Source organism: Clostridium sp. JN-1 (genome assembly GCF_003718715.1).
Classification (GTDB): Bacteria; Bacillota; Clostridia; order Clostridiales; family Clostridiaceae; genus Clostridium_AV.
Map to the genome: position 1 here is coordinate 299281 of NZ_CP033465.1, position 25310 is coordinate 324590.

At 30.3% G+C, this 25310-nt stretch carries 21 protein-coding genes; 13 read left to right on the top strand and 8 right to left on the bottom strand.

Annotation, left to right across the window (positions count from 1 at the left end):
- Positions 1-159 precede the first annotated feature (159 nt).
- The gene (locus EBB51_RS01510; RefSeq protein WP_123052822.1) at positions 160-1560 is read left to right on the top strand and encodes an MATE family efflux transporter; all 1401 of its coding nucleotides are present in this window, start codon (positions 160-162) and stop codon (positions 1558-1560) included.
- A gap of 343 nt (positions 1561-1903) precedes the next feature.
- Here EBB51_RS01510 and EBB51_RS01515 read toward each other — a convergent pair whose 3' ends face one another.
- Positions 1904-3052, bottom strand: a complete 1149-nt coding sequence (locus EBB51_RS01515; RefSeq protein ID WP_190285302.1) for an SH3 domain-containing protein — start codon at positions 3050-3052, stop codon at positions 1904-1906.
- Between the two features lie 296 nt (positions 3053-3348).
- On the opposite strand from EBB51_RS01515, the gene aroD reads away from it, so the two are divergent.
- The 3 genes from aroD to EBB51_RS01530 all read left to right on the top strand — a co-directional run bounded on the left by aroD (position 3349) and on the right by EBB51_RS01530 (position 5414).
- Positions 3349-4116, top strand: a complete 768-nt coding sequence (gene aroD / locus EBB51_RS01520) for a type I 3-dehydroquinate dehydratase (RefSeq protein WP_123052824.1) — start codon at positions 3349-3351, stop codon at positions 4114-4116.
- Positions 4117-4203: 87 nt separating this feature from the next.
- The gene (locus tag EBB51_RS01525; protein ID WP_123054952.1) at positions 4204-5106 is read left to right on the top strand and encodes a 3'-5' exoribonuclease YhaM family protein; all 903 of its coding nucleotides are present in this window, start codon (positions 4204-4206) and stop codon (positions 5104-5106) included.
- 17 nt (positions 5107-5123) lie between these two features.
- On the top strand, positions 5124-5414 hold the full coding sequence (locus EBB51_RS01530; protein WP_123052825.1) for a DUF503 domain-containing protein: 291 nt from the start codon (positions 5124-5126) through the stop codon (positions 5412-5414).
- A 371-nt stretch (positions 5415-5785) separates the two neighbouring features.
- Here the strand turns inward: EBB51_RS01530 and EBB51_RS01535 are convergent, their stop codons facing one another.
- The gene (locus EBB51_RS01535; protein ID WP_123052826.1) at positions 5786-6571 is read right to left on the bottom strand and encodes a hypothetical protein; all 786 of its coding nucleotides are present in this window, start codon (positions 6569-6571) and stop codon (positions 5786-5788) included.
- A gap of 115 nt (positions 6572-6686) precedes the next feature.
- Positions 6687-7454 carry a CsxC family protein gene (locus tag EBB51_RS01540; RefSeq protein ID WP_123052827.1) on the bottom strand — a complete coding sequence of 256 codons (768 nt, stop codon included), beginning with the start codon at positions 7452-7454 and terminating at the stop codon, positions 6687-6689.
- A gap of 183 nt (positions 7455-7637) precedes the next feature.
- Here EBB51_RS01540 and EBB51_RS01545 point away from each other — a divergent pair, with 183 nt between their 5' ends.
- From EBB51_RS01545 to EBB51_RS01565, 5 genes are read left to right on the top strand one after another with little or no spacing between them, the layout of a single operon-like run.
- Positions 7638-8519 (top strand): hydrogenase small subunit, encoded by an 882-nt coding sequence (locus EBB51_RS01545; RefSeq protein WP_123054953.1) that lies wholly within the window; start codon positions 7638-7640, stop codon positions 8517-8519.
- A gap of 12 nt (positions 8520-8531) precedes the next feature.
- Positions 8532-9920: a nickel-dependent hydrogenase large subunit gene (locus tag EBB51_RS01550; protein ID WP_123052828.1), complete on the top strand. Its 1389-nt coding sequence runs from the start codon at positions 8532-8534 to the stop codon at positions 9918-9920.
- Positions 9917-10369, top strand: a complete 453-nt coding sequence (locus EBB51_RS01555) for a hydrogenase maturation protease (RefSeq protein WP_123052829.1) — start codon at positions 9917-9919, stop codon at positions 10367-10369. The genes EBB51_RS01550 and EBB51_RS01555 overlap by 4 nt, the downstream gene beginning before the upstream one ends.
- A 12-nt stretch (positions 10370-10381) precedes the next feature.
- Positions 10382-10801 carry a cytochrome b5 domain-containing protein gene (locus EBB51_RS01560; RefSeq protein ID WP_243103890.1) on the top strand — a complete coding sequence of 140 codons (420 nt, stop codon included), beginning with the start codon at positions 10382-10384 and terminating at the stop codon, positions 10799-10801.
- Positions 10802-10825: 24 nt separating this feature from the next.
- Entirely contained in the window at positions 10826-11107 is a 282-nt protein-coding gene (locus tag EBB51_RS01565; protein ID WP_123052830.1) for a hypothetical protein, read from the top strand.
- Between the two features lie 150 nt (positions 11108-11257).
- Here EBB51_RS01565 and EBB51_RS01570 read toward each other — a convergent pair whose 3' ends face one another.
- Positions 11258-14314, bottom strand: coding sequence for a GtrA family protein (locus EBB51_RS01570; protein WP_123052831.1), 3057 nt, complete (start codon positions 14312-14314; stop codon positions 11258-11260).
- Positions 14298-15275, bottom strand: coding sequence for a glycosyltransferase family 2 protein (locus tag EBB51_RS01575; protein WP_123052832.1), 978 nt, complete (start codon positions 15273-15275; stop codon positions 14298-14300). Before EBB51_RS01575 ends, EBB51_RS01570 begins: the two co-directional genes overlap by 17 nt.
- Positions 15276-15511: 236 nt before the next feature.
- On the opposite strand from EBB51_RS01575, the gene EBB51_RS01580 reads away from it, so the two are divergent.
- Positions 15512-16429: a ketopantoate reductase family protein gene (locus EBB51_RS01580; RefSeq protein ID WP_123052833.1), complete on the top strand. Its 918-nt coding sequence runs from the start codon at positions 15512-15514 to the stop codon at positions 16427-16429.
- Between the two features lie 1341 nt (positions 16430-17770).
- On the opposite strand, the gene panC is transcribed toward EBB51_RS01580, so the two are convergent.
- Genes panC through EBB51_RS01595 form a run of 3 tightly spaced genes read right to left on the bottom strand, consistent with a single transcriptional unit; the run spans position 17771 to position 20321 of the window.
- Entirely contained in the window at positions 17771-18613 is an 843-nt protein-coding gene (gene panC, locus EBB51_RS01585; protein WP_123052834.1) for a pantoate--beta-alanine ligase, read from the bottom strand.
- Positions 18614-18628: 15 nt separating this feature from the next.
- A complete protein-coding gene (gene panB, locus EBB51_RS01590) occupies positions 18629-19456 on the bottom strand; it encodes a 3-methyl-2-oxobutanoate hydroxymethyltransferase (RefSeq protein WP_123052835.1) in 828 nt (275 codons plus the stop codon).
- The gene (locus EBB51_RS01595) at positions 19440-20321 is read right to left on the bottom strand and encodes a Rossmann-like and DUF2520 domain-containing protein (RefSeq protein ID WP_347560941.1); all 882 of its coding nucleotides are present in this window, start codon (positions 20319-20321) and stop codon (positions 19440-19442) included. Before EBB51_RS01595 ends, panB begins: the two co-directional genes overlap by 17 nt.
- A 263-nt stretch (positions 20322-20584) precedes the next feature.
- Between EBB51_RS01595 and EBB51_RS01600 the strand changes: the two genes are divergently transcribed.
- The 3 genes from EBB51_RS01600 to EBB51_RS01610 all read left to right on the top strand — a co-directional run bounded on the left by EBB51_RS01600 (position 20585) and on the right by EBB51_RS01610 (position 24316).
- Positions 20585-21748 carry an iron-containing alcohol dehydrogenase gene (locus EBB51_RS01600; RefSeq protein WP_123052837.1) on the top strand — a complete coding sequence of 388 codons (1164 nt, stop codon included), beginning with the start codon at positions 20585-20587 and terminating at the stop codon, positions 21746-21748.
- A 133-nt stretch (positions 21749-21881) separates the two neighbouring features.
- Positions 21882-23117 (top strand): serine hydroxymethyltransferase, encoded by a 1236-nt coding sequence (gene glyA, locus EBB51_RS01605; protein ID WP_123052838.1) that lies wholly within the window; start codon positions 21882-21884, stop codon positions 23115-23117.
- 218 nt (positions 23118-23335) lie between these two features.
- The gene (locus EBB51_RS01610; RefSeq protein WP_123052839.1) at positions 23336-24316 is read left to right on the top strand and encodes a type I phosphomannose isomerase catalytic subunit; all 981 of its coding nucleotides are present in this window, start codon (positions 23336-23338) and stop codon (positions 24314-24316) included.
- Positions 24317-25310 lie beyond the last annotated feature (994 nt).

Genomic DNA, 25310 nt, shown 5'->3' on the forward strand with positions numbered 1-25310 from the left:
CTGGTTTTTCCTGCTTTTTTTATAAAAAATCTAAAGTATCAATATAGCATATTGGTACTTTTATGTGAGCATTTTAGTTGATGAAATCCACCCGCACAAAGTATTATAATTAACTTATAGTTAAATGTGCTTCTAAACTTAAGAAATTGAGGTGGTTTAATGGGAGCAGACGACAAGACTTTTTTTAATCAGCGGATTAATAGTTTGCTTTTTAGATTTGCTGTTCCTGCGATATTTTCATTATTGGTAAACGAGATGTATAATATGGTAGCTACAATATTCGCTGGAAGATATATAGGTGCTAATGCTATAGGTGCTCTTACAGTAGAGTTTCCAATACAGAGATTTTTTGTAGCATTAGGATTACTTATAGCAATTGGAACATCAACGTATACTGCAAGGGTAATAGGACAAAAGAATATTATTGAATTGAAAAAGATAATAGTAAATTCCTTTATGTTAACTTTAACTTCTCTAATATTAATTTCGATTTTGGTTTTTATTTTCAAAAATCCTATTCTTCATGCACTTGGTGCCAGCCAGGAAACATATCCTATGGCAAATATTTATGTATCAATTGTACTTTTTGGAACTGTATTTCAAGCATTATCTATTGTAGCTTGTTATATAATGATATCCTTTGGTCAAACCAAAATGATGGTATATACAAATTTAATAGGAGTTTCACTTAATATTGCAATTAATTATGTTTTAGTTGTTAAAGTGGGCATGGGGATAGAAGGCAGTGCTATTGCAGCTGTAATTGCTCAAGTAGTTTCATTTATATTTGCGGCTTCCAAGTTTGTAAGTATAAATAGAAAACTTCATATAAGGATTTCAGATAAGTTGATTTTAAAATCTTTAAATACTGATATTTTAAATGAAATAATTATTGGTGGTTTTTCAACTTTTGTAGTTGAAATATCAGATGCGGTTGTAACGGCAGTATTAAATAATGTACTGTATGCAAGCGGTGGAGATTCTGCAATAATAATTGTCGGAATAGTCACAAAAGTCTCAATGTTTCTTTATATTACAGTGATAGGGATAAGCTATGGTCTGCAGCCTATAGTTGGATATAATTTTGGAGCAGGGAATTATAAGAGAGTCAAGGAAACTTTAAAAGTTTCACTTAAGTATGTAGTTATAATTTCCACTGTATTTTGGGTTATATTCGTGTATTTTTCATATGATATAATAGGCTTTTTCCTTAAAGATAAAGTATTACTTACTCAAACTGTAAGTGCTTTTAAGATATGTGTTTTAATGCTTCCACTGCTTGGAATATATTATGTAATAATGTATTATTATCAGGCAATAGGCGAGGCAAAGAAGAGCTTTTTATTATCTATATACCGAGAAATGGTTATTTTTATACCGCTTGCAGTTCTTCTTACGAGAATACTTGGAGTAAAAGGTGCAATTATAGCATATCCGATAACTGATATTTTTGTAATACTAACTTCAGCTTATTTTATAAGGAAAGCTTTTAAAGAGGAGCTTGGATCAGAAACAACTGAAGACAAACATAACCAACTTGTAGATGTAAATGCAAAATAAAATTAACAATGCTGAATCTGCAATAGTAATATGCTAAAAATGCAAAGCATTTTTTAGAGGACAGAGGACATAGGACAATGAAGGTAAGTTTTCTTCCTTACGTCAGAAAACTAATTTATTTTTTAGGCTTGTTTTGCTAATGCAAAACATCGCTTAAGCAGGCATCTAAAATCTATGATTTTTAGATGCCTGCTTACTTTTGATAATTCGTTTCGCTAAAAGCGAAACATTGCTAACTTATATAAACTTAAAGATTTTTTTGCGTTAGCAAAAAATCAACCTTCTCTGTCCTATGTCCTCTCAAAAAAATATTGCATCGCAATATTTTTAAATTGTGAGTGCATTATTGAATATAGATTAAATATTTGCTGTAAGACCAGCCTTGAATTCCATTTATGCTTAATTTATACCAGCTTCCGTCTGAAGTTTCTTCAATTTTTTGAGCATATTGTCCTTTAGAAATTATTCCAAGTATTTGTGCTATTGATGATGGATTTGCTCTTATATTTAAGTGATAAACACCATTAATTTTGACATAGGTATTTAAAGGAACTTGTCCAAGAACAGTTTCTGAAATCCAGCCAGTTTGATCGTTGTAAGTGATATTATACCATCCATTTGAATAACTCATTAAATTTAATACAGTACCTTTGGGAATAGTAGTTAAAATAGTATAATTTGTCCCCGTGTTTGCTCTTAAATTTGCATAATTTATTACATTTGAAACCTGTGCATATCCTCCAATTTTAAATTTAGGAGTTAGGGTAGTTGTATCTTCAATTATATATTTGTATCTAGCTGGTATATATCCGCTGTTGATTGTGTTCATACTTAAAAAGTATCTTTTTGTACCTTGAATGCCGCCATAAGTTTGATCTGGTGTTGATTCATAAGTAAAAGCACCGCAGACACCATTTAAAGTTCCCCATCTGTCAAAAATAGATACATGACTACCTAGCTTGTCCAGAATATCCATATGACGTAAACTATTAATGCCAATTGGTGTAAAATAATTATTAAGTAATGCTGTAGTTGACTGCTTATAATCAGAAATATTGAAAGAAGCTTGTACAAAACCAGAACAATCCATACCTGCAGTTCCAGTTACATATCCTAAACCTGCTTTTGCATTTACATTTCCAGTAAAAGCTCCCTTATTTACTGCATCAAAAAAACTTGTCCATGAAGTATTGTAAGAAGCAGTATCAATTCCATCTATTCCGCCCCATGCATAAGGTATACCTATAAAAGTACCTGTTGTTATACCTTGAAATTGTTTTGGAAGGGTTACACTTGCTGCATACTTTGGGTCTATGTTACCATTTTTACTAACAGAATATCTCCAAGTTAAGTTCATTAAGTTGTTTGCCCTTTGTTCTACTTGACTTCTTGATATTGGAGTTTGTACTGAAGCTGCATTAGCTTTGTATAATGGCACTACCATCACGGAAGTTAAAGAAATTACTAGGGATAAGGTTTTTGCTAAATTCATATTTATACTCCTTTAAAGATATTTTGAATACGTTATCTAAACTGCATAATCAAATTATAATAACCAAAGCTTAGTATATCAACAATCAAAATGTGGAAAGCTAACTATGTTTAAATCCCTTTCTAAATTTGCCGTATGAACTATAATATAGTCATAGTATGTTAAAAAATAATTATTTGAGTTGTTAAAAACAGTATAGTTTTAAATTGGAAAAAGTTTTAATATAAAAAGAGGACTAGCTTTTAATTTTTGTGAATTATGATAATGGTTACTATAAAAAGTGAAGGGATGAAAATATGCAAAGCATGGTAAAGGTTAGAAATGTAAAATTAGGAGAAGGAATTCCTAAAATTGCAGTACCTCTTATGGGAAGAACTAATGAAGAATTAATTGATGATGTTAAGTACTTAAAGACAATTAGTCTTGATATTGTTGAATGGAGAATTGATTACTATAAAGATGTAGAAAATATTGAAAAGGTAAAAGAAATTTTATCTGAGCTTAGGGCTGCGTTAGAAGATATTCCACTATTAGTAACTTTTAGAACTGCAAGAGAAGGTGGAGAGAAAGAAATTACTCTAGAATATTATGTTGAACTCAATAAGGCAATTGCGGTAACTAAGAATGCAGATTTAATTGATGTTGAATTATTTATTGGTGATAATAAAGTAGTAAAAGAAATTGTTGATTCAGCCCATCAAAATGGAGTAAAGGTAATTATGTCAAACCATGATTTTCATAGTACTCCATCAAGGGAAGAAATAATATCTACATTGTGTAAGATGCAGCAGTTAGGAGCAGATGTACCTAAGATTGCAGTTATGCCTTCAACTCCTGATGATGTGCTTGAGCTTTTAAGTGCAACTAATGAAATGAGACGTGATCATGGTCAAACTCCAGTTATCACTATATCAATGGGGCATCTTGGAATTATAAGCCGTTTAGCAGGAGAAACTTTTGGTTCAGCACTTACTTTTGGATCAGCTAAAGCAGCATCAGCACCAGGGCAATTACAAGCAGATGAATTATATAAAATACTTAAACTTATAACAGCAGCTAAATAATAGACTGAATATAGGAGTATTATTTACACATACTATAATTAAAAATATATTTGATTTGGAGGACGTATGAGTATATTAGAGAAACGAATGAATAGAAAAGAAATCTTTTTAAGTGATATAAAAAGTGGAGAAAATGTAACGATATCATTAATGGTAATGAAGATAATATTTAGAGATCCTAATAAGATTGTATGTATACTTGCAGATAAAAGTGGGGATGTAAAGGCTAATATGCCAAATAAAAATGATAATATTTCTCAAGGAAGTGTAATAAACATTGAGGGAATTAAAGATGGAATACTTGCTGTAAAAGATTATGAATTTACAGTAGATTACGAGATTTCAGATTATCTTCCAACTGTAAGCAGACCTATTGAGGATATTATGGATGAGATTGAACTTTATACAAATAAATATATTATCTCAAATGAAGCCAGAGCTTTGAATGACTATTTTTTTAAAGATGTTGTATTCCTTGATAAATTCAAAAGAGGAATAGGTGGAGTTTCAATGCACCATAATTACGTAGGAGGACTTGCAGAACATACATTAAATGTTATGTATCTCACAATCATGCTTTGTGAAAGATATAAATGCAGGAGAACAGAAATAGCAGTACTTTCAGCAAAACTTCATGATATTGGAAAGATATATGAATTATACTATGACGGTCCTTTTAAATATACGTTAAGGGGAGAAATGGAAGGGCATATTGTAATTGGCACGGAGCTTATAGATGAAGCAGTAAAAGAAAACCCTGGACTTTATAGTGAAGATTTTGTTATGAGAGTAAAAGGTTGTATTGTTCAACATCACGGAAAACTTGAATATGGTTCACCGAGAGAAATGAAAATGGAGGAATCCTTTATATTAAATTATGCAGATTCTATAGATGCTTCTATGAATAAAATTTCTCAAATAAAGGGTAAAACAGAACCTGGCAGCTGGTCAGATTTTGACAGAAGAATAGAAACTAGGCTGTACCTATAATAGGAGAAATGTGAATTATGAATATATTGGTTATGAAAATTACACTAAGGGCATCTTGGGTACATTCGCTTAAAGAAAAGAGAATGGTTGTAAAAAGTATAGTTCAAAAGTTGAAAAATAAGTTTAACATATCAGCAGCGGAAGTTGAGGACCAAGATATTCATCAAACAATAGTTATAGGAGCTGCAGGAATATGTGGAACTTCTGCACAAATTGATTCCACCATGGAAAACATTATAAATTTTATAGAGTGTAATACTGATGCAGAAATAATAGATATTCAACAAGAAGATATTATGGGTATATAAGTTGATTCAATGCAATATTTTTGAAGGGACATAAAAACAGAGGACAAAGGACAGAGGACATAGGACAGAGAAGGTAAGTTTGTTTTGCTAATGCAAAACATCGCTTAAGCAAGTATCTAAAATTTATGATTTTTAAATAATTGCTTACTTAGGAGGGTACTCCCCAAGAAATAAAAGAAAGTATCTAGATTTGATTTACACAAATCTAGGTACGTTCTCATGATTACACAATGTTTCGCTTCAGCGAAACATTGCTAACTTATATAAATTTAAAGATTTTTTACGTTAGCAAAAAATCAACCTTCACTGTCAATTGTCCTTTGTCCTCTGTCCTCTGTTTTTTTGCCCTCTATCTTTTTAAAAATTGCAGGTTATTTATTATTAGATTGACTTAAAACATAAACATTTTGATTTTGAATTAATCTTATAGTTAAATGCACAGCCATTTTTTGTTTGATTGTCTTAAATGTATAAATTTCGTTAAAGTCAATAGGAGTATCCCTATTAGATTTTAGGTTTAGTTCTTCAAAGCTTACATGAATAAGCTGACAATATATTTTTTCTACTTCACTATAACTTTCAGTAAAAACTTGTTCATCATCATTGTTTTTGTATACCTTTATATTATTTTCATAATTTTTGTTGATGTCTACAGGGTTAACAATGTATTCAATTTCTGTAACAGAGTCAAAGAGAGTGTTTACAGTAATGTTTTTTATATCTCCTTCTATTATGTTATTATTACTACATACGGCTTCTGAATACTCAATGTTTTTTTTTATAGTACCACTTAAAAAAACTTTTCTAATTTCAGGAATTAAGCTGCATTTATCAATAAGTACTCTTCTATTAATAGATTTTATATAAATCGCAGGTCTAGGTAACTCGATTGTATTTTCAATATTTATATTGACTATTGGCTGAGCTATAATAATAGGTACTCTTACAGGAAAAAGCCCAGTGTTAATTACTGGCTTTGCTAGATTGCTATTACATTCAGTAATCATTTTAGAACTTAGAATTTTTGAATTACACTGTATATTACTTTCCCCTTGAGATGTATTTTTTTCAACTTGTATTTCTATTATATCTTTTTTTAATTCATTTTCTGTTTCATTGTTATCTTTGGATTTTTGATATTCGTTAGGTGTACTCAAGGCTACATAACACTCCAAATCTTACTTTCTATGTATCATATGCATTTTAGTATGTTTTGTTAACTTAAAAGAGCTAGCTTAATAACTAGCTCTTATGCTCTTATATTAATAATATTTATTTCTGTCTTGTAAGGTCGGTGATTGGAAAATTCCAATTTGAATTTATTAAAGAAGATGGTTTCTTTGAAGGTTCTTTACAAGGACCTTTATTTCCCCAACAAACTTGCTGTTTTTGCAGTAATTTTACACATACATATGCAACTGATTTATCAGTGAATTCTTGGAATTCTTCTTCATTAGGAAATCCGTCGATTGGAGTACCTCTATCATCAATATCTGCATCAGCTATTGCTGACCATTCAAGTTCACAAAAAACAGGTTCATTGAAAACTTCAATGTTTAATCTGTCGGCTTCCCTAATATTTTTACCCATTCTTTTATCATCAAAATATCTAGCTATTGAAGGGGGAACATTTGGATGAACCTTAGGGAAGTTTTTAAATTTTACTTGAGTAAAAGTCTTTATTGGAATATGAACAACAGCATCTTTAATAGTTCCGCCTATTCCAGAGCCTGTTGTACAGCTTCTTGTAGCATATTCTATATTTTTCCTAATATATCCGGAAATGAAAACTTTATCAGTTGGTGCAATATACCTACATTGATTTAAAAATATTTGCTTTTCTATTCTCTTTATTTCATAAGCAGGCTCATTGAGTCTAATTTTTGATTCTGAATCTATTTGAATTACAAATTCAGCAAGAACTTTAGGAACTTTAAATTCTCCTCCATCATAAGGGTAATTAGTGGAACCTGGAAGTGTTTCTGCACTTACAACACTGGCATTACATATTGAATCATAAGAATAATTAGTGTTATCCATTCTTTTATCTCCTTTATTAAAATGTAATTTATAATGATTTTTTATATCATACTGTATAGTATTCTAGGGGAGAAAGTTTTGTTAATAAATTTATCAGATAATTTTAAGTTGTTTAGGTTATATTGCTGGGCATTAAACTATATAAATATATATAGAAAGCTAAAAGGCAGTGATGATTTTCAGATGTCTACAAAAAATAATGAGTTTTGTCCTTTAATTGCATATAAAGAACGCAGCTCAAGAGCGATTGTCCGTGAAGCTATAGATTTGATCAAAAGTGAAAAAGCAAAAAAGTTAAACGCAATATGGCTTGAAGTAACCGGATGTTCTGGTAATATTATTTCTTTTTTAAATAGTGAAAATCCAGGACTTGATTACATTTTAACAGAACTTATTAATTTAAAATACAATAATACACTTATGAATTCAGAAGGAGAGTATGCATTTAAGGAGTTCTTAAATACACTTAAAACTGAATTCATATTATTAATTGATGGGGCAGTATCTACTGCAGAAAATGGATTTTACAATATCGTTGCAAATTATAATGGAAAGCCTGTTACTGCACTTGATGCTGTAAAGATGGCAGGAGAAAAAGCAAAGTATGTGCTTGCTGTTGGCACTTGTGCTTCTTATGGAGGAATATCTGCTGCAAAACCAAATCCTTCAGCTAGTAAAAGTGTCAAAGAGGTATTAAATCGTGAAATTATAAGGCTTCCAGGTTGTCCGTGTCATCCAGATTGGGTAGTTGGAACTTTAGCTAGTTTAATTGCCTTTGGAAAATCACAATTAGATGATGAGGGAAGACCTCTTCTTTTTTATGGAATTACTATACATGATGCTTGTAGTAGAAGAGGCTTTTTTGAGAAAAGAATTTTTGCTAAAAAATTTGGAGAAGAAGGATGCATGTTTAAGCTTGGATGCAGGGGTCCTGTTACTAAAACTGATTGTCCAAGGAGAAAGTGGAATGGATATGTTAATTGGCCTGTCGAAGATAATACTAATTGTATAGGATGTGCAAACTCAAGATTTCCAGATGGAATGGAGCCATTTGTAAGGTATTAAAAGGAGGCTGTTATGAAAAAGACAATTGTAATTGATCCAATTACGAGAATAAGTGGTTTCTTGGAAACTAAAGTTAAAGTAGAGAAAGATATCATAGTATATGCTCAAACTAGCGGATTGCTTTTCAGGGGATTTGAGAAGATGCTAAAGAGCAGACAGCCGCTTGATGCAGTGTATTTTACGGAGAGAATTTGTGGAATATGTTCAACAGCACATGCTGTTGCAGCTACTATGGCACTTGAAGATGCTTTAAAAATAAGTATAAGTTTAAATGATTCATATATACGTAATTTAATGCATGGCTTTGAATTTATACAAAATCACATAAGACACTTTTATAACATGACAGTACCAAGTTATGTAAGAATGCCGGATATAAATCCACTTTATTCAAATCAATATGACGACTATAGGTTACCGGATAATTTAAATAAGAAAATAAGTCAGGATTATATTGAGAGTATTAAATACAGTAGATTAGCCCATGAAGGATTAGCTGTGCTTGGAGGAAAAGCCCCGCATAATCATGGCATTTTTGTTGGAGGAGTTACTGTAAATATTGATTCATATAAATTAGTAAAGGTTAAGTCAATAATATCTAAGATAAAAGAATTTGTAAATAACACAATGATTGAAGATATGAATATAATTTCAGAGTACTATGCTGATTATTTTAAAATAGGTGGGTCTTATGGAAACTTTATGACTTATGGAATTTTTGACAAATATGAAGATCCAAGTATAAGTTATGTAAAGCCTTCTGTTTTAATAAATGGGCAAAGGAGTAACTTAAACAGCAGCAAGATTACAGAAAATGTGCTTAATACATGGTACATGAATGACAATGAGGAAACAATCAATTTATCTAAAGAAACAGGCTACACTTTTATAAAATCTCCTAATTATGAAGGGCATCAAATGGAAGTAGGACCGCTTGCAAGGCTCATACTTTCAGGTGAATATAATGGTGGAAGTTCATGTATGGATAGAAATGCTGCTAGAGTTCTTGAAACTAAAAAAATAATTGGAATAATGGAGGAACTTTCAAAGCGTATTACGGTGCAGCCAAATGGGCAGAGAACATATAAAATTCCAGATAGTGCATATGGAGTTGGACTTACTGATACTACTAGAGGTGCTCTTGGCCACTGGATAAAGATAGAAGATAAACTTATAAAATATTACAATATTATAACTCCTACAGTATGGAATATGGGACCTAAAGATGAAACAGGTAAATTTGGAGTAGGGGAAAAGTCTTTAATTGGAACTAAAATAAAAGACATCTCACAGCCGATAGAAGTTGGGAGAATTATGAGATCATTTGATCCATGTGTTTCCTGTGCAACTCATTTGATAAGTGATAAATATAAACCAGTTGATATTGAGGTCATAGTATGAAAGTTAAAGTTATTGCAATAGGAAATGTCCTTATGGAAGATGACGGCATTGGAATTAAGGTATTAGAAAAAATAAAAGATAAGCTTAAAGATAAAAATATAGAAGTTATAATTGGGGAAACAGATGCTGAGTATTGTATTTCTCAAATAGAAGATGGAGATTTTATATTTATAATAGATGCTTCTTGTAATGAGAAACCTCCAGGTACAATAACGGTTGTTGATTTAAAAAATTATAGCTATAAAAGAAAATATTATACACAGCACAACTATAATGCAGCAGATTTGATAAAACTATATAATAAATCAATAACTGGATTTGTTATTGAAATTGAGGTATCAAGTGTAAGTTTCAATTTTGGACTTAGTCTTGAACTTCAAAAAAAACTTGATCAAATTTCAAATCAAGTTTTAAAAAATATACTTTCTAAGGTGGAATCCTGTGAATAAGGAGGAATAAGGTTGGAAAGTAATTTGGCTAAAGAATTTAGAGTAATTCAACAAAAAATTGTTTACTTTAATTATATTACTGTGATTAATCCATGTCCTTATATGAGGAATTATTGTGGATTTTTAATAAATAATGAGCTGGAGAAATTGAATAAGTTTATATACTTGATAGATGATAAAGACTGTGGAAGACAAGCCAAAAATGAATTTACATTAGAGGAGCTTGCAAAGTACGATGGTGCCAATGGAGCACCAGCTTATGCTGCCGTTAACGGTGTTGTATATGATGTAAGTTTATCACCAGCATGGGGTGGAGGAACACATTTTGGACTATATGCAGGGAAAGACTTTACTAGTCAATTTAGAGCATGTCATAAGGATCAAGTTACAATACTTGATAAGTTACCGGTAGTTGGAAAGATAAAGTCTTAATATAAATTAAAAGGGGTGATTTAAATGCATGATATGATTCTATTGAGTAAAATATCAAAAGCGTTAAATGAATGTTGTGTTTCAGGTAATATTTCAAAGGTAAATAAGTTAGTTGTAGTTGTAAATGAAGATAGCCATATTAATTCATGTAATTTATATGATTATTTAAGAAGCTACAATACTGATATAACTCACAAATCCACAGAAGTTAAAATTGAAATTGATGATTTACCAGATCAGGTTGCAATTATCAAAAGTATAGAGGGTGACAAAGATGAGGAGGGCTCAAAAGATAAAACATCATGATCCACTTGACAGAAGATTTCATGTTTGGAGGTAGAATAATTTTAAATGCACTAGATAAAGAAATGCTGCAGGGGATATGTCAGTAGAAATATGATAAAACTTTAGGTAATCTATAAACTAAAGATTACTTAAAGTTTTATCTTTTTGATTCTACAAAATAAGAATCAAAAGTGAAATTATACTTATAATAATTCCGGGAATCAACCCTGGAGTGGTAAATGTAAGCTCAATATTATGATTTCCAGGTTCTAAGGAGAGTCCTGTAAGTACACCATTTACCTTTGTCAATTTCTGATTTTTACCATCTACTTTTGCAGACCAGCCGTTATTAAATGGTATATTAAGTGCAAGAATACCTTTTTCGTCATTTTTAATAGTTCCTTTAACTTTTCCACCTTTTATATATAAGTTTTTGAGATTGTATTTATTTAAGTTATTTACCCATTTTTGATAGTAGTTATATGAATTAAACCACAGATGGGCATTACTTAAAATATAAGTACCCTTTGAAATAGTTATATTTAATACTTTAGTATCACCAGGTAATTTAAAGGTAAATGTATTAAGAGGATATACATAAGGATAATTTTCTTCCATCTTTTTTGTGGATTTATCATTTACATTTAGAATTATTTGCTGACCATTTACAGGTTTTAAATTCATTGAAAATAGTAGTTCACCTGCATCGCTTCTTTGATTATTTATAGGTATACTTATTGAAGCATTTTCGCCTGCAGTAATTATACCATTCTTAAGTCTTAAATTTTTAGCAACTGCATTTTTTAAATCAGGTTTTAGTTCAGTTGTAACATTATTAATGTTAGGTATATTCCCGTCTGAACGTATTATATTTTGATCAACTGCAGCAGCTTGGAGGAGCGATGTATCTTTTTGGGCAATATTCATTTTATCATAAACTTGTTTATCAACTATATTTGTATACCATAGATCAAAGCCAACATTGTTATTATTTTTATATATTGAGTAGTTATCTGTTTTTTTACTGAGTGTATATCCATAAGGAGGTACATAATTATCATCTTTATATTTAACCATATATTTACACCCAAAAAAAGTTTCAAGAAAAAAACGATCATCAAAGTTTGCATATGTACTAGGTGTAACAGTACGATTTAAGATATTAAGATCAACTTTTAACCATTTGTGAAGATTTCCATCTATCATGCTGTTATATGCACTTGCACCATAATAGCCATAGCTCATTGGTGAATTTTCTTCACTTAAGTTTCTAAAAATTACCCTATAAAATTCGTCTGACAGCGGAGTAAGATTTTCAAATATTTGTCTTTCTTCTTTATTGTCCATTCCTGATCTCTGCAGTATAGAATAACTCATATCAGGTTTAGCAATATATAAATAAGCATTTGAATTTATAACTAATGCAGCTGCTGCACAGCAAACTGTTGTAAAGTTTAAAATTAAATTTGAAGAACGTTTTAAAGTATATTTTTTGAAAGTTATGGTTAAAAATGATGTTAAACCTAAGACCAAAGTCATTATGTGTATAAGCTTAGTTTTTGATGGACTAATAGCTGTAAAATTAGAACCATCAGGAACTTTTACATTGAAAAGTATTAATATTAATGTACTTATAGCAAAAAAACGATATAAATTTACACTTTTTAATTTATCATTTTCATCAAGCCAATCTGGAACCGCATAAGCCACAGAAAATATAAATAGATAAAACCATCTATCTGAAGAGTAAGAAAAACCATTAAAAAAGCTGCCTGAAAGCGGTGTTAAATATAAAATAAAAAATATAAGTGCTAAAATAGTTTTCCTTTTTGTAACCCGAGAAAACTTTTTCCACGGCAAAATAAGTATAATTAAAATAATTAGAGGAAATCCCAAAGTACTATAGTAAGAAAATAATCTGCTGGGTTGTTCTAACATAGTATTCATGTTATAAAAAATAGGAACATAAAACTTAGTTGAAAAACGATCTGTATTTAAAAATGTTATAACAGATGGAATAAATGCAGCAGCTGCAATACCCAATGCTAGTATAGTAAACATAGAATATTTTAAAATCTCTTTAAAAGAAGAATGAATTTTTTGACTTAAGGTACTACCTTTGAGTTTCATAAATACAATTATAAAAATAACATAAAAAACAAAACTTATAAAGCCAAAGTAAAAGTTGTTAGCAATAGTTAGTGCTGCACTTATAACAAATAAAAAGTACTTTCCAGTTTTATCATATATCCTCCATCCGAGTATAGTAAGAGGAAGCCATATGTATGCATCAGCCATAAAATCAAAGAAAAGAGAAAAATGTATAAAACTTATGCAGCCTCCATATATCAATGCACCTATGACAGAAGAATATACTTTTCTACCTTCATATCTTAATAAGTAATATAAAATTAACATGGATAAGAGCTGCTTAAAAATACTAAATAACAATTTCCAGCTTAATGTACTTGCTAAAGTTAAACTTCCAACCCCCAATTCCCTTATTAAGAGCAGTAAGTAAAAAAATGGACTTGTGCTGTAATAGTAACTGAATCCACCTAATATATCTCCACCCAGTCCATAGCTCCAAGACCAAAGGTGCTGACCTGAAGTTAGAGCTTTTTGTATAAATGGAACAAAGTACATGAATTGCATTGTATTATCTGTGCCCGATGTACCAAATAAAACTCCTTTATAAAAAATATATAGATGGCATCCTATTGAAAAAGACAGCAAAAAAATGAACACAAATAGATTCCTAAAAAGTTTAGAATAATTTTTGCTCACATTTGTGTTAGCATGTGAAGGCTTCAATATGTAATGTGTAACTGTAAATGTTATAGGTATAGGTAGTATAGAAGCTAGCAGTGCTGCAAGCTTAGGACTTATGCGAAACATGTTTACGAGCAATATTAGTGAAAATGTAGAAACAAGATAATTTGTTAACGTAGTTAATGGAAACTTGACGAATTTTGCAAATGTTGGCTTTACCTTAAAGGTAAAATAGCAATTTAAAAAGTATGATCCAATCATGCTGAATGTGAATGATACTGTATGGCTTATTATGTAAGGTACTTTGAGCCATAATAGCAGAATGTACCATATGTAATAGTGAATAGTATTTACTACACCAATTGTACCAAATCTTAGAAAGTTAAATAATTTGCTTTCATTATTTATAAAGTTATTAAAATGTTGTTTCAAATATAAGTTAAACTTGTTTGTCATGCCTTACTCCTTGATTATTAGAATTTGATACTTTAATATTTGTTTCCTTTATGATGAAGTGGGGTCTCATTTTAACTTCAGAATAAATTCTGCCAACATATTGCCCTATTACACCTATTGATATGAGTTGAACTCCACTTATAATTAAAACAGCTATTATTATTGTAAAATATTTAGGAGTATTAATCCCTGATATTAAAATTTGTATTAAGGAGTATAGGACATAGGCTATACCACAAAGTGTTATTATAACACCAAAGTACAAAGTTGTAGTAAGTGGTTTATCATTAAATGATAAGATTCCGTCAATTCCATAGTGAAGTAGTTTTTTAAAACTCCATTTACTAGTTCCATTTAATCTACTTTGATTTTCATATTCTATTATTTTTGAATCAAAGCCAATCCATGAAAATATTCCTTTTGAAAATCTGTTGTATTCATGCATTGACAAAATTGCATTTACAGCTCTTTTGCTCAAAAGACGAAAATCACCTATTCCATCTGTTAATCTTACACCAATTAGATAATTTACTATTTTGTAATATAATTTACTTAAAAAAGTTTTTGATTTAGAGTCACCAGTTCTATTTCGTTTTCCAATAACTTGATCATATCCATCTTTATAGTATTTGATCATTTTAGGAATTAATTCAGGTGGATGTTGTAAATCTGCATCGATTAAAATGACTGCATCTCCAATAGAATATGCAAAACCAGCTAACATTGCAGCTTCCTTTCCAAAGTTTCTAGAAAACGATAGATATTTAATATGCCTATCATATTTTTGAAGTTTTTTAATTATATCTAATGTATTATCATTACTCCCATCATCAATGAAAATTAGTTCATAATCATAATTTTGTTTTAAGGAATCCTGCAAGAGTATAAAGTTTAGTTCTTCATATAATGATTCAATTGAATCAGATTCATTGTAAGAAGGAATAAGTACCGTTAAATTCACAGTATACCACCTTTCTAATAGGTAAATAAAGTTATGCATATAGTTATGAATATGCCCAATTTATAATATTTTAATATAATTATAATATTTTAACACAGCTCTAGTGTATAGTAAACATATACAGTATAGAATTGGTGCTGCCATTATTTGGGGCATTTGAATAATAAAAATTTTGAGAGTATTATATTTTTATAATATAAATATTTTTACAAGGTACGAGAGGGGTATAATAAAGGATGAGGACAATAAAGAATATATCTGCTATAGGTCTAGGGGCAGTTGGATGCACATATTACAGCAAGTTATATGATTTTAATCCAGATGGAATAAAAATTATAGCTGGAGGCAATAGAGCTTTAAGGTATAATAAAAATGGATTTATAATCAATGGAAAACGATATGATTTTACATATGTTGATCCAAAAGAAAAATGTACTCCAGCAGATTTAGTTATTGTTTCTGTTAAATCTAATCAACTAGATCAGGCAATTGAAGATATAAAAAATCATATAGGAGAAAATACAATTATTCTTTCTCTTTTAAATGGCATTACAAGTGAAAAAATTATAGGAGAACGTTTTGGAATGGACAAAATGCTTTATTCATTTTGCGCAGGAGATTCAAACCGTGATGGCAATAAAGTTGATTTTTCAAATGTATGTAATATAAACTTTGGTGAAAAGAAAAATGATATATACTCGGAAAAGGTTAGGGCCGTTAAAGATATTTTTGATAAGAGTAAAATTAAATATAACATTCCAGCAGACATGATGCATGCGCTGTGGCGTAAGTTCATGGTAAATGTAGGTATAAATCAAACATCAGCAATTCTAAAAGTAACATATGATTCTTTTAAAAGTTCCACTCATGCAATAAGACTTATGGAGGCAGCAATGTCTGAAGTAATAAAGTTGTCAGAAAAGGCAGGAATAAACTTAAATGAAGATGATCTAGCTGAGTGGTATGAAAGGTTAGATAGCATAAATCCTAAAAGCAGAACTTCGATGTGTCAGGATATTATATATGGTAGAAAAACTGAAGTTGATATATTTGCAGGAACTGTTTGTAAATTAGGAGAAAAATATGGATTAGACACACCTGTAAATAGAGTATTTTTAAATATAATAAAAGCAATTGAGGAAGTTAACGATTAGTGGATGTCTCAAAATAATTTATAGAATTTCTAGTTTGCAGCTTAACTTACCACTCCGGGAAATATATACAGTCTTTGATACTGTCTGCAATTCGTAATATGCATATATTGCGTATCAAGCATTGTTGTTAGATATATGCAGCATAAGGACAAACTTAACTCATACTCCAAGGTATACTCACAAACTTCAGCACTTTAAAAAAGTTTTAACATTTCTAAGCTCGTCTTTTGAAAATTTAAGCAGATTATATAAACTCGCAAAGCTCAAACATATATAATCTACTAAAATTTTTCCAAAAGACTTCGCTAAGAACTGTAAAAAACTTTTTAAATGTGCCTTCAGTTTGCAAGTATACCTTTGTGTATGAGCCAAGTTTGTCCTTATCACGTATATAACTGTTAACAATATTTTATACATCAATTTATACAAATGTTCCATTAAGTATTGTATATATTTGCTTATTTAAATGGCTGATAAAACATAATAAAAATAGATTTAAATCAGCAAATTATATATCATAAGTGGAATAATTCGTTTAGTGATTTTGAGACGATAGTCTCTTGAAATACATATTTTTGTGGATTTTTATGTATGTAATTAAATTAATCTAAAACTTAGACGATGAGGCTCTGATTTTCATGCTCAAATCGCAAGTGTAACTGTAAATCTTATTCTGTATGTATTTCTTTCGTAATATCGTAGAATTAATACATATGAATCATCAGGTGGATTATTTGACATGATAAAAATTTAGCTGAAAGGTTAAGGAAAATTTTTAGTGAATTATTACAAATAATTATTGATACTGATTAATAAAATTTAAAATTCCGATGCTGCGCATTTTATTATTGATTTTCTTAAAGCTTTTGTAGCAAATAAAACTAAGTATAAAATTAATGGTCTATCGACCTGAGGGCTTTTCAGCCTTAGTAAGTGCAAGATAAGTATTTATAATTACTTCAACATAATTTATAATACTAATATATACAGATGGTACAGTTAGCATTTTGTATTGTAAATTACGCTTAAGCAAAAATAAATTTAAACTGCAGAAAGCTGATATATGCCTTAAAGAACATTGGAGCAAACCTTAAAGTTCTTTATTGTTTTATTTAAAAATGTCGTAATTCGGATCAGGACGATCCGAGCTTTGAGCGTGCCAGGACGGCACATGCGAAAAGGTAGACATTTTTAAATAAAACAATTATTAGAACTTTTGGTGAAGCGGCAGGTTCTTTGAGGCATATATCAGCCGATGCAGTTTGAATTTATTTTGCTGCAATGCAATGCTTGATACGCAATATCTGCATATTACGAATTACAGGACACTATAATTTTAAGTTAGCTCCAAATGAAGTTGTCTATAAGTCGAGTTTTGCCGATATATACTGCTATTGCAACTAAGGTATTTTTATCTATTACTGAAACTTTATTGAGATTTTCACAGTCGACAACTTCGACGTAATCTATTTTACTTAGAGGTTCTTTTTTTATTTCATCTTCTATTATTTTTGCTATATTTTCAGAATCCTTTTCACCACATTTGATTGCTTTTTTTGCTTTTAGGAGACTTTTATTTAAAACTAAAGCAGCTTTTCTTTCTTCTTTTGAAAGATATGTGTTTCTAGAACTTTTGGCAAGTCCGTCATTTTCTCTTATTATAGGACAGCCTATTATTTCTATATCAAAATTTAAATCTCGAACCATTCTTCTTATAACTGCAAGCTGCTGTGCATCTTTTTCTCCGAAATACGCTCTGTTTGGAGTAACTATATTAAATAACTTTGAAACTACAGTACATACCCCTCTAAAATGTCCTGGCCTTCTAGCACCACATAATACTTTGGTTATTTTGTCTACATTTACATATGTTTGTGCATTGTCAAAATACATTTCAGAAGGCTCAGGATTAAATAAAAGAGCTGCTCCGGCACTTTCACATAATGATTGATCTCTATTAAGGTCTCTTGGGTAGACGTTTAAGTCTTCTTTTGGTCCAAATTGAATTGGATTTATAAAATCACTTACAACTACTCTATCATTTTGCTTTGAGGCCTTTTCTATAAGACTTTTATGACCTTCGTGCAGGTACCCCATAGTGGGTACAAGGCCTATTGAAAGCCCCCCTCTTTTCCATATATTTATATATTCTCTAACTTCTTTTATAGTATGAACTGTTTTCACATAAAACACCTTCTCTTAATAAAGTTTTTCAATTATACTTTTGTCGATTTTAAATGAGTGGCTTTCATCTGGGAAAATACCATTTTTAACTTCTTTTATATATTCTTTAAAACACTGTGTCATCTGCTTACCTATTTCGCCATAGGTTTTAACAAACTTAGGTTTAAAATCACTAAACATTCCAAGCATGTCCTGATAAACGAGTATCTGACCATCACAGTACTTTCCAGCACCAATTCCTATTGTAGGAATGTGTACACTTTTTGTAATGATATCAGCAACTTTATCTGGAACACATTCAAGAACTATTGCAAAAGCTCCAGCTTTTTCTACGTCTTTAGCAGATTCAATTAGTCTTCTTGCTTTTTCTTCATCCTTTCCTTGTATTTTAAAGCCGCCAAAAGCATTTATTGATTGAGGGGTTAATCCTATGTGGCCCATTACTGGAATTTGGGCATCTACAATAGCTTTTATTTTGTCACAAATTTTAGTGCCGCCTTCTAATTTAACTACTTCAGCACCTGCTTCTTTTACAAGCCTTCCAGCATTTTTTACAGCATCATAAACTGAAGTTTGATATGACATAAAAGGCATGTCAGAAACTACAAGAGCATCTTTAGTGCCTCGTACTACAGCTTTAGTATGATGAATCATATCTTCCATTGTCACACTCAATGTATTTTTATATCCAAGGCATACCATGCCAAGAGAATCGCCAACAAGTATACCATCTATGCCAGAAGCATCTATGAGTTTTGCAGATGAGTAATCGTAAGCTGTGAGCATTGTAATTTTTTCATCAGTTTTCTTAAGCTTTTTAAAACTTTCAGAAGTTTTTTTCATTTAAAGTCCTCCTAACATTATCATAATTTTTTTCTGCGTTTTTTTTAACAGATAAGTTTAATAGCTGCATTGAAAGTGTTTTATATACTTCAAAATCCTCTTTTTTAAGTACAGTCATATGTTTTTTTATTGTTCCAACATCACCTCGAAGAACTGGGCCTGTAATTGAATCAAGTATTCCCTTATCCCCTATATTTTTGATATTTTCAAAGATAAGAGGATATAGGGATTTTAATGCAATATCCTCATCGACGCCGCAGTTTATAAGATAATTTTCACCTATACTTATTAGTGCAAGTACTAAATTTGAAACCATTACACTTGCAAGGTGGTATGATGACTTTTTATTTGAATCGATGAAAAAAACATTATTTCCAAGATCCTCAAGGAAAAGTTTGAGGTCATTAGCATATTTTTTATCACCTTCAATTGAAAAATAGATATTATTTAATTGTTTGTAGCTATTGTATTTATCCGAAAATGGAAACATTGGATGGATTGAATATCCGAAGGCACCTTTATTTTTTATATCAGAAAAGACATTAGATGATAAGCTTCCACTGGTGTGAATTATAAGCTTATCTTTTAAATCAAAGTGTTTTATGTCATCCCAAATTTTTTCGATTTGATCATCTGGAGTCGTAATAAATAGTATATTGCTTTTTAATACTATATCTTTTAAAGTCTTATAAGCTGTAGAAGATGTAAAAATAGATGCTTCTTTTGCACTATTATAGTTTTTACTATAATAGCCTGATACATTTATTCCTTTTGTGGAAAAGTATTTTCCAAGTGAAAAGCCTACTCTACCGGCTCCTATAAATCCTATTTTCAATGAATCACCTCCATATTGAGGTAATGACATAACTTTTTAGTTTTCTGTCTTATTCAAAGATATAAGCAGAATAAAAACTTAAATAAAATTAAAGGTGAAGTTCTCTAAGGATACTTCCCATCCTAAAAATAAAGTAACACATATTATAAAATTTTACAAGAAATATTTGTAGTATATAATCTACAATTTGTAATTTAGGATGTTAATAGAGTGTGAAACAAATATTGGTAAACAATAATATAGATGATATAATTAAAATATGATAAGAATTATTAAAAAATGGGGTGATAAAGATGATGGATTTTAATTATTCCATTCCAACAAGAGTATTTTTTGGAAAAGGTAAATTAAGTGTACTTTCACAAGAGATAAAGAAATATGGATCAAGAGTTTTATTTGTATATGGCGGTGGAAGTATTAAGAGAAATGGGTTATATGATGATATTGTGAACTTATTAAAAGAAAATTCAATTGACTTTTGGGAACTTCCTGGTGTAGAACCAAATCCTAGAATAACTACTGTAAGAAAAGGTATAGAGTTATGCAGAGAAAACAATATAGAAATTGTTATTGCAGTTGGTGGAGGAAGTACAATAGATTGTTCTAAAGTTGTAGCTGCAGGCTATTATTATGAAAAAGATCCATGGGATATTGTAAGAGCACCTTCAAGGATAAAAAAGGTATTACCTATTGCAAGTATACTAACTATTGCAGCAACTGGTTCTGAGATGGATTCATTTGCTGTTATAACCAATATGGATACAAATGAAAAACTTGGTACAGGACATCCTGATATGGCACCTAAGTTTTCTATACTTGATCCTACATATACATTTACTGTACCTAAAAATCAAACTGCAGCTGGAACAGCAGATATAATGAGTCATACTTTTGAAGATTATTTTAGCGGACCTAAATCAGCATTTCTACAAAACAGAATATCAGAAGCTATTTTAAAAACATGTATAAACTATGGGAAAAAGGCTGTAGATGAACCTCAAAATTATGAGACAAGGGCAAACTTGATGTGGGCTTCAAGTTTAGCAATAAATGGGATTACTAGTTATGGTAAGGATTCAAATTGGTGTGTCCATCCAATGGAACATGAATTGAGTGCGTTTTATGATATAACTCATGGAGTTGGTCTTGCAATTTTAACTCCCGTATGGATGAAATATATTCTTGATGATAGTACAGTGGATAAGTTTGTAGAATATGGAGTGAATGTATGGGGATTTGATAATAACAATGATAAATATGAAATAGCAAATATGGCTATAGAAAAGACAAGAGAATTCTTTAATTTATTAGGTATTCCATCCAAATTAAGCGAAGTTGGAATTGGAGAAGATAATTTAGAAAAAATGGCTAAAGGTGCAGTAAGGTATGGTAAAATTGGAGGAATAAAAAAGTTAGATAAGAATGATGTATTAAATATCTATAAAGCTTCACTTTAAAGATGAAATAATTTAGTGCATTTTGAAATTAACATGCATATAAATTTAATAAATATATAAATTAAATTTGATCGAAAAATTATATATTTAGACTAGCAGTATTATACATTATTATTTTAAAGGGGGTAAATAAATGAATTTTGAAAACTTGAAAAAAACAGACAAGGATATATTTGAGATTATAGAAAAAGAGCACTTAAGACAGGAAAATGGTATAGAACTTATAGCTTCAGAAAACTTTACAAGTAAATCAGTAATGGAAGCTATGGGATCATTTTTAACTAATAAGTATGCAGAAGGACTTCCAGGAAAGAGATATTACGGCGGATGTCATATTGTTGATGAAGCCGAAAATTTAGCAAGAGATAGAGTTAAAAAATTATTTGGGGCAGAACATGCTAATGTTCAACCTCATTCTGGAGCTCAAGCAAATATGTCAGTTTATTCAGCAGTGCTAAAGCCAGGAGACACGGTACTCGGTATGAATTTGACACATGGAGGACATTTAACTCATGGAAGTCCTGTTAACTTTTCAGGAAAGTTATATAACTTTATACCTTATGGTGTAAATAGACAAACTGAAACTATAGATTATGATGAGATGAGAAATTTAGCATTAAAAAATAAGCCAAAGATGATAGTATCAGGAGCAAGTGCATATCCAAGGGAAATAGATTTCGCTAGAATAAGACAAATTTGTGATGAAGTAGGAGCTTATATGATGGTTGATATGGCTCATATAGCAGGTATAGTAGCTGCGGGAAGACATATGTCACCAGTTCCATATGCAGATTTTGTAACTACTACTACTCACAAAACTTTAAGAGGTCCAAGGGGTGGAGTTATCTTATGCAAAGAAAAATATGCTAAAGAAGTAGATAAGGCAGTATTTCCTGGAATTCAAGGCGGACCACTTATGCACGTAATTGCTGCAAAGGCAGTATGTTTTGGCGAAGCGCTTAAAGATGAGTATAAAAGTTATATAGATCAAGTTCTTAAAAATGCTAAAGTTTTAGCAGAAGAATTAAATAATTATGGATTTAAGTTAGTTAGCGGTGGTACTGATAATCATCTTATATTGATAAACTTAACTAATAAGAATATTACTGGAAAAGATGCAGAAAAGCTTTTAGATTCTGTTGGAATCACAGTAAATAAAAATACCGTACCATTTGAAACTTTAAGTCCTTTTATAACAAGTGGATTAAGAATTGGAACTCCAGCTGTTACTACAAGAGGATTTAAAGAAGAAGAAATGAAGAAAATTGCTTATTTCATAAATTATGTTGTAGAAAACAGAGATAAAGATTTATCTAACATAAAGCAGGAAGTAAATGAATTGTGCAAAAAATATCCTATATATGACTAATTAAAAATATAGAGAAAATAGGAGACAGAGGACATAGGACAGAGAAGGAGGTTTTTTCTCCGCTGCGCTTACGAAAAATCTTTAATTAAATTTTTTATATCTCGTTTCGCTAAAGCGAAACATTGCTAACTTATATAAATTTAAAGATTTTTTTGCGTTAGCAAAAAATCAACCTTTATTGTCCTCTGTCCTCTGTATCCATAGAGGGAGGAATTATTGTGTATCCGTTAAAGTTTGAAAAATTATATTATGAAAAAGTATGGGGAGGGAGAGATCTTGAATTATTCAGGGATGATCTTCCGGATGGAAAGATAGGTGAAAGCTGGGACGTAGCTTGTCATCCCCACGGCACAAGTATAATTTCAAATGGGAAATTTAAAGGTTATAGACTAGATAAACTTATAGAAGAACAGGGAAATAATATACTTGGAACAAAGATTTCGAAAGATAGGTTTCCACTACTTATTAAACTTATAAATGCTTCTGATAAATTATCAATACAAGTGCATCCTGATGACAAATATGCTGGTAAAGTTGAAAATGAATCAGGTAAAACAGAAGCATGGTATGTAGTAGAAGCTTTTGAAGGTGCAAGTTTAATAGTTGGGACTAAGGATGGATGCAGTAGGGAAGAATTTAAAAAGGCAGTTTTAAATGGTAATGTTGAAAAGTACTTAAATAGAGTACCTGTAAAAAAGGGTGACATTTATTTTATAAAAAGTGGAATGGTCCATGCTATATGTAAAGGTGTTATCATTGCTGAAATACAGCAAAATAGTGATATAACCTATAGAGTATATGATTATAACAGGGGAAGGGAGCTTCACATTGACAATGCACTTGATGTTATAGACTTTAGTTTAAGAGGAGAAAAAAGTAGAGGAATTAATATAAGGATGGATGGATATATAAAAACATATGCATGCTTGTCAAAAAAATTTTCTCTTGAGTTATATGATGTAAATGAATATTTTTCAGAAGACAGCGATCTAGAGAGATTTTACATATTTACTTGTGTAGATGGAAGCGGAAAACTTACATATTTAAATGGAAAAGAAAAAATTTATAAGGGTGAAAGTCTCCTAATTCCAGCATCACTTGGAAAGTATAAATTTGAAGGAAAAATGAAATTACTGAAAAGTTATGTCCCTGATATATCTAAGGTTGAGCATGATATATTAAGTCAGATAGAAAAATAACGCCTATTGGAGTTTATTGCAATCTACAATTCATAACTTGCATATATTGCGTATCAAGCATTGCATTGCAGCAAAATAAATTCAAACTGCATCGGCTGATATATGCCTCAAAGAACCTGCCGCTTCACCAAAAGTTCTAATAATTGTTTTATTTAAAAATGTCTACCTTTTCGCATGTGCCGTCCTGGCACGCTCAAAGCCCGGATCGTCCTGATCCGAATTACGACATTTTTAAATAAAACAATAAAGAACTTTAAGGTTTGCTCCAATGTTCTTTAAGGCATATATCAGCTTTCTGCAGTTTAAATTTATTTTTGCTTAAGCGTAATTTACAATACAAAATGCTAACTGTACCATCTGTATATATTAGTATTATAAATTATGTTGAAGTAATTATAAATACTTATCTTGCACTTACTAAGGCTGAAAAGCCCTCAGGTCGATAGACCATTAATTTTATACTTAGTTTTATTTGCTACAAAAGCTTTAAGAAAATCAATAATAAAATGCGCAGCATCGGAATTTTAAATTTTATTAATCAGTATCAATAATTATTTGTAATAATTCACTAAAAATTTTTCTTAACCTTTCAGCTAAATTTTTATCATGTCAAATAATCCACCTGATGATTCATATATATTAATTCTACGATATTACGAAAGAAATACATACAGAATAAGATTTACAGTTACACTTGCGATTTGAGCATGAAAATCAGAGCCTCATCGTCTAAGTTTTAGATTAATTTAATTACATACATAAAAATCCACAAAAATATATATTTCAAGAGACTATCGTCTCAAAATCACTAAACGAATTATTCCACTTATGATATATAATTTGCTGATTTAAATCTATTTTTATTATGTTTTATCAGCCATTTAAATAAGCAAATATATACAATACTTAATGGAACATTTGTATAAATTGATGTATAAAATATTGTTAACAGTTATATACGTGATAAGGACAAACTTGGCTCATACGCAAAGGT

Bases quoted from the DNA above. Each gene is read 5' to 3' on its own strand.
- EBB51_RS01570 (WP_123052831.1), bottom strand. From the start codon at position 14,314: ATGACAAACAAGTTTAACTTATATTTGAAACAACATTTTAATAACTTT.
- EBB51_RS01540 (WP_123052827.1), bottom strand. From the start codon at position 7,454: ATGGATAACACTAATTATTCTTATGATTCAATATGTAATGCCAGTGTT.
- panB (WP_123052835.1), bottom strand. From the start codon at position 19,456: ATGAAAAAAACTTCTGAAAGTTTTAAAAAGCTTAAGAAAACTGATGAA.
- EBB51_RS01580 (WP_123052833.1), top strand. From the start codon at position 15,512: ATGAGGACAATAAAGAATATATCTGCTATAGGTCTAGGGGCAGTTGGA.
- EBB51_RS01545 (WP_123054953.1), top strand. From the start codon at position 7,638: ATGTCTACAAAAAATAATGAGTTTTGTCCTTTAATTGCATATAAAGAA.
- EBB51_RS01525 (WP_123054952.1), top strand. From the start codon at position 4,204: ATGAATAGAAAAGAAATCTTTTTAAGTGATATAAAAAGTGGAGAAAAT.
- EBB51_RS01555 (WP_123052829.1), top strand. From the start codon at position 9,917: ATGAAAGTTAAAGTTATTGCAATAGGAAATGTCCTTATGGAAGATGAC.
- EBB51_RS01510 (WP_123052822.1), top strand. From the start codon at position 160: ATGGGAGCAGACGACAAGACTTTTTTTAATCAGCGGATTAATAGTTTG.
- EBB51_RS01565 (WP_123052830.1), top strand. From the start codon at position 10,826: ATGCATGATATGATTCTATTGAGTAAAATATCAAAAGCGTTAAATGAA.
- glyA (WP_123052838.1), top strand. From the start codon at position 21,882: ATGAATTTTGAAAACTTGAAAAAAACAGACAAGGATATATTTGAGATT.
- EBB51_RS01600 (WP_123052837.1), top strand. From the start codon at position 20,585: ATGATGGATTTTAATTATTCCATTCCAACAAGAGTATTTTTTGGAAAA.
- EBB51_RS01515 (WP_190285302.1), bottom strand. From the start codon at position 3,052: ATGAATTTAGCAAAAACCTTATCCCTAGTAATTTCTTTAACTTCCGTG.
- EBB51_RS01550 (WP_123052828.1), top strand. From the start codon at position 8,532: ATGAAAAAGACAATTGTAATTGATCCAATTACGAGAATAAGTGGTTTC.
- EBB51_RS01530 (WP_123052825.1), top strand. From the start codon at position 5,124: ATGAATATATTGGTTATGAAAATTACACTAAGGGCATCTTGGGTACAT.
- aroD (WP_123052824.1), top strand. From the start codon at position 3,349: ATGCAAAGCATGGTAAAGGTTAGAAATGTAAAATTAGGAGAAGGAATT.
- EBB51_RS01595 (WP_347560941.1), bottom strand. From the start codon at position 20,321: ATGTCATTACCTCAATATGGAGGTGATTCATTGAAAATAGGATTTATA.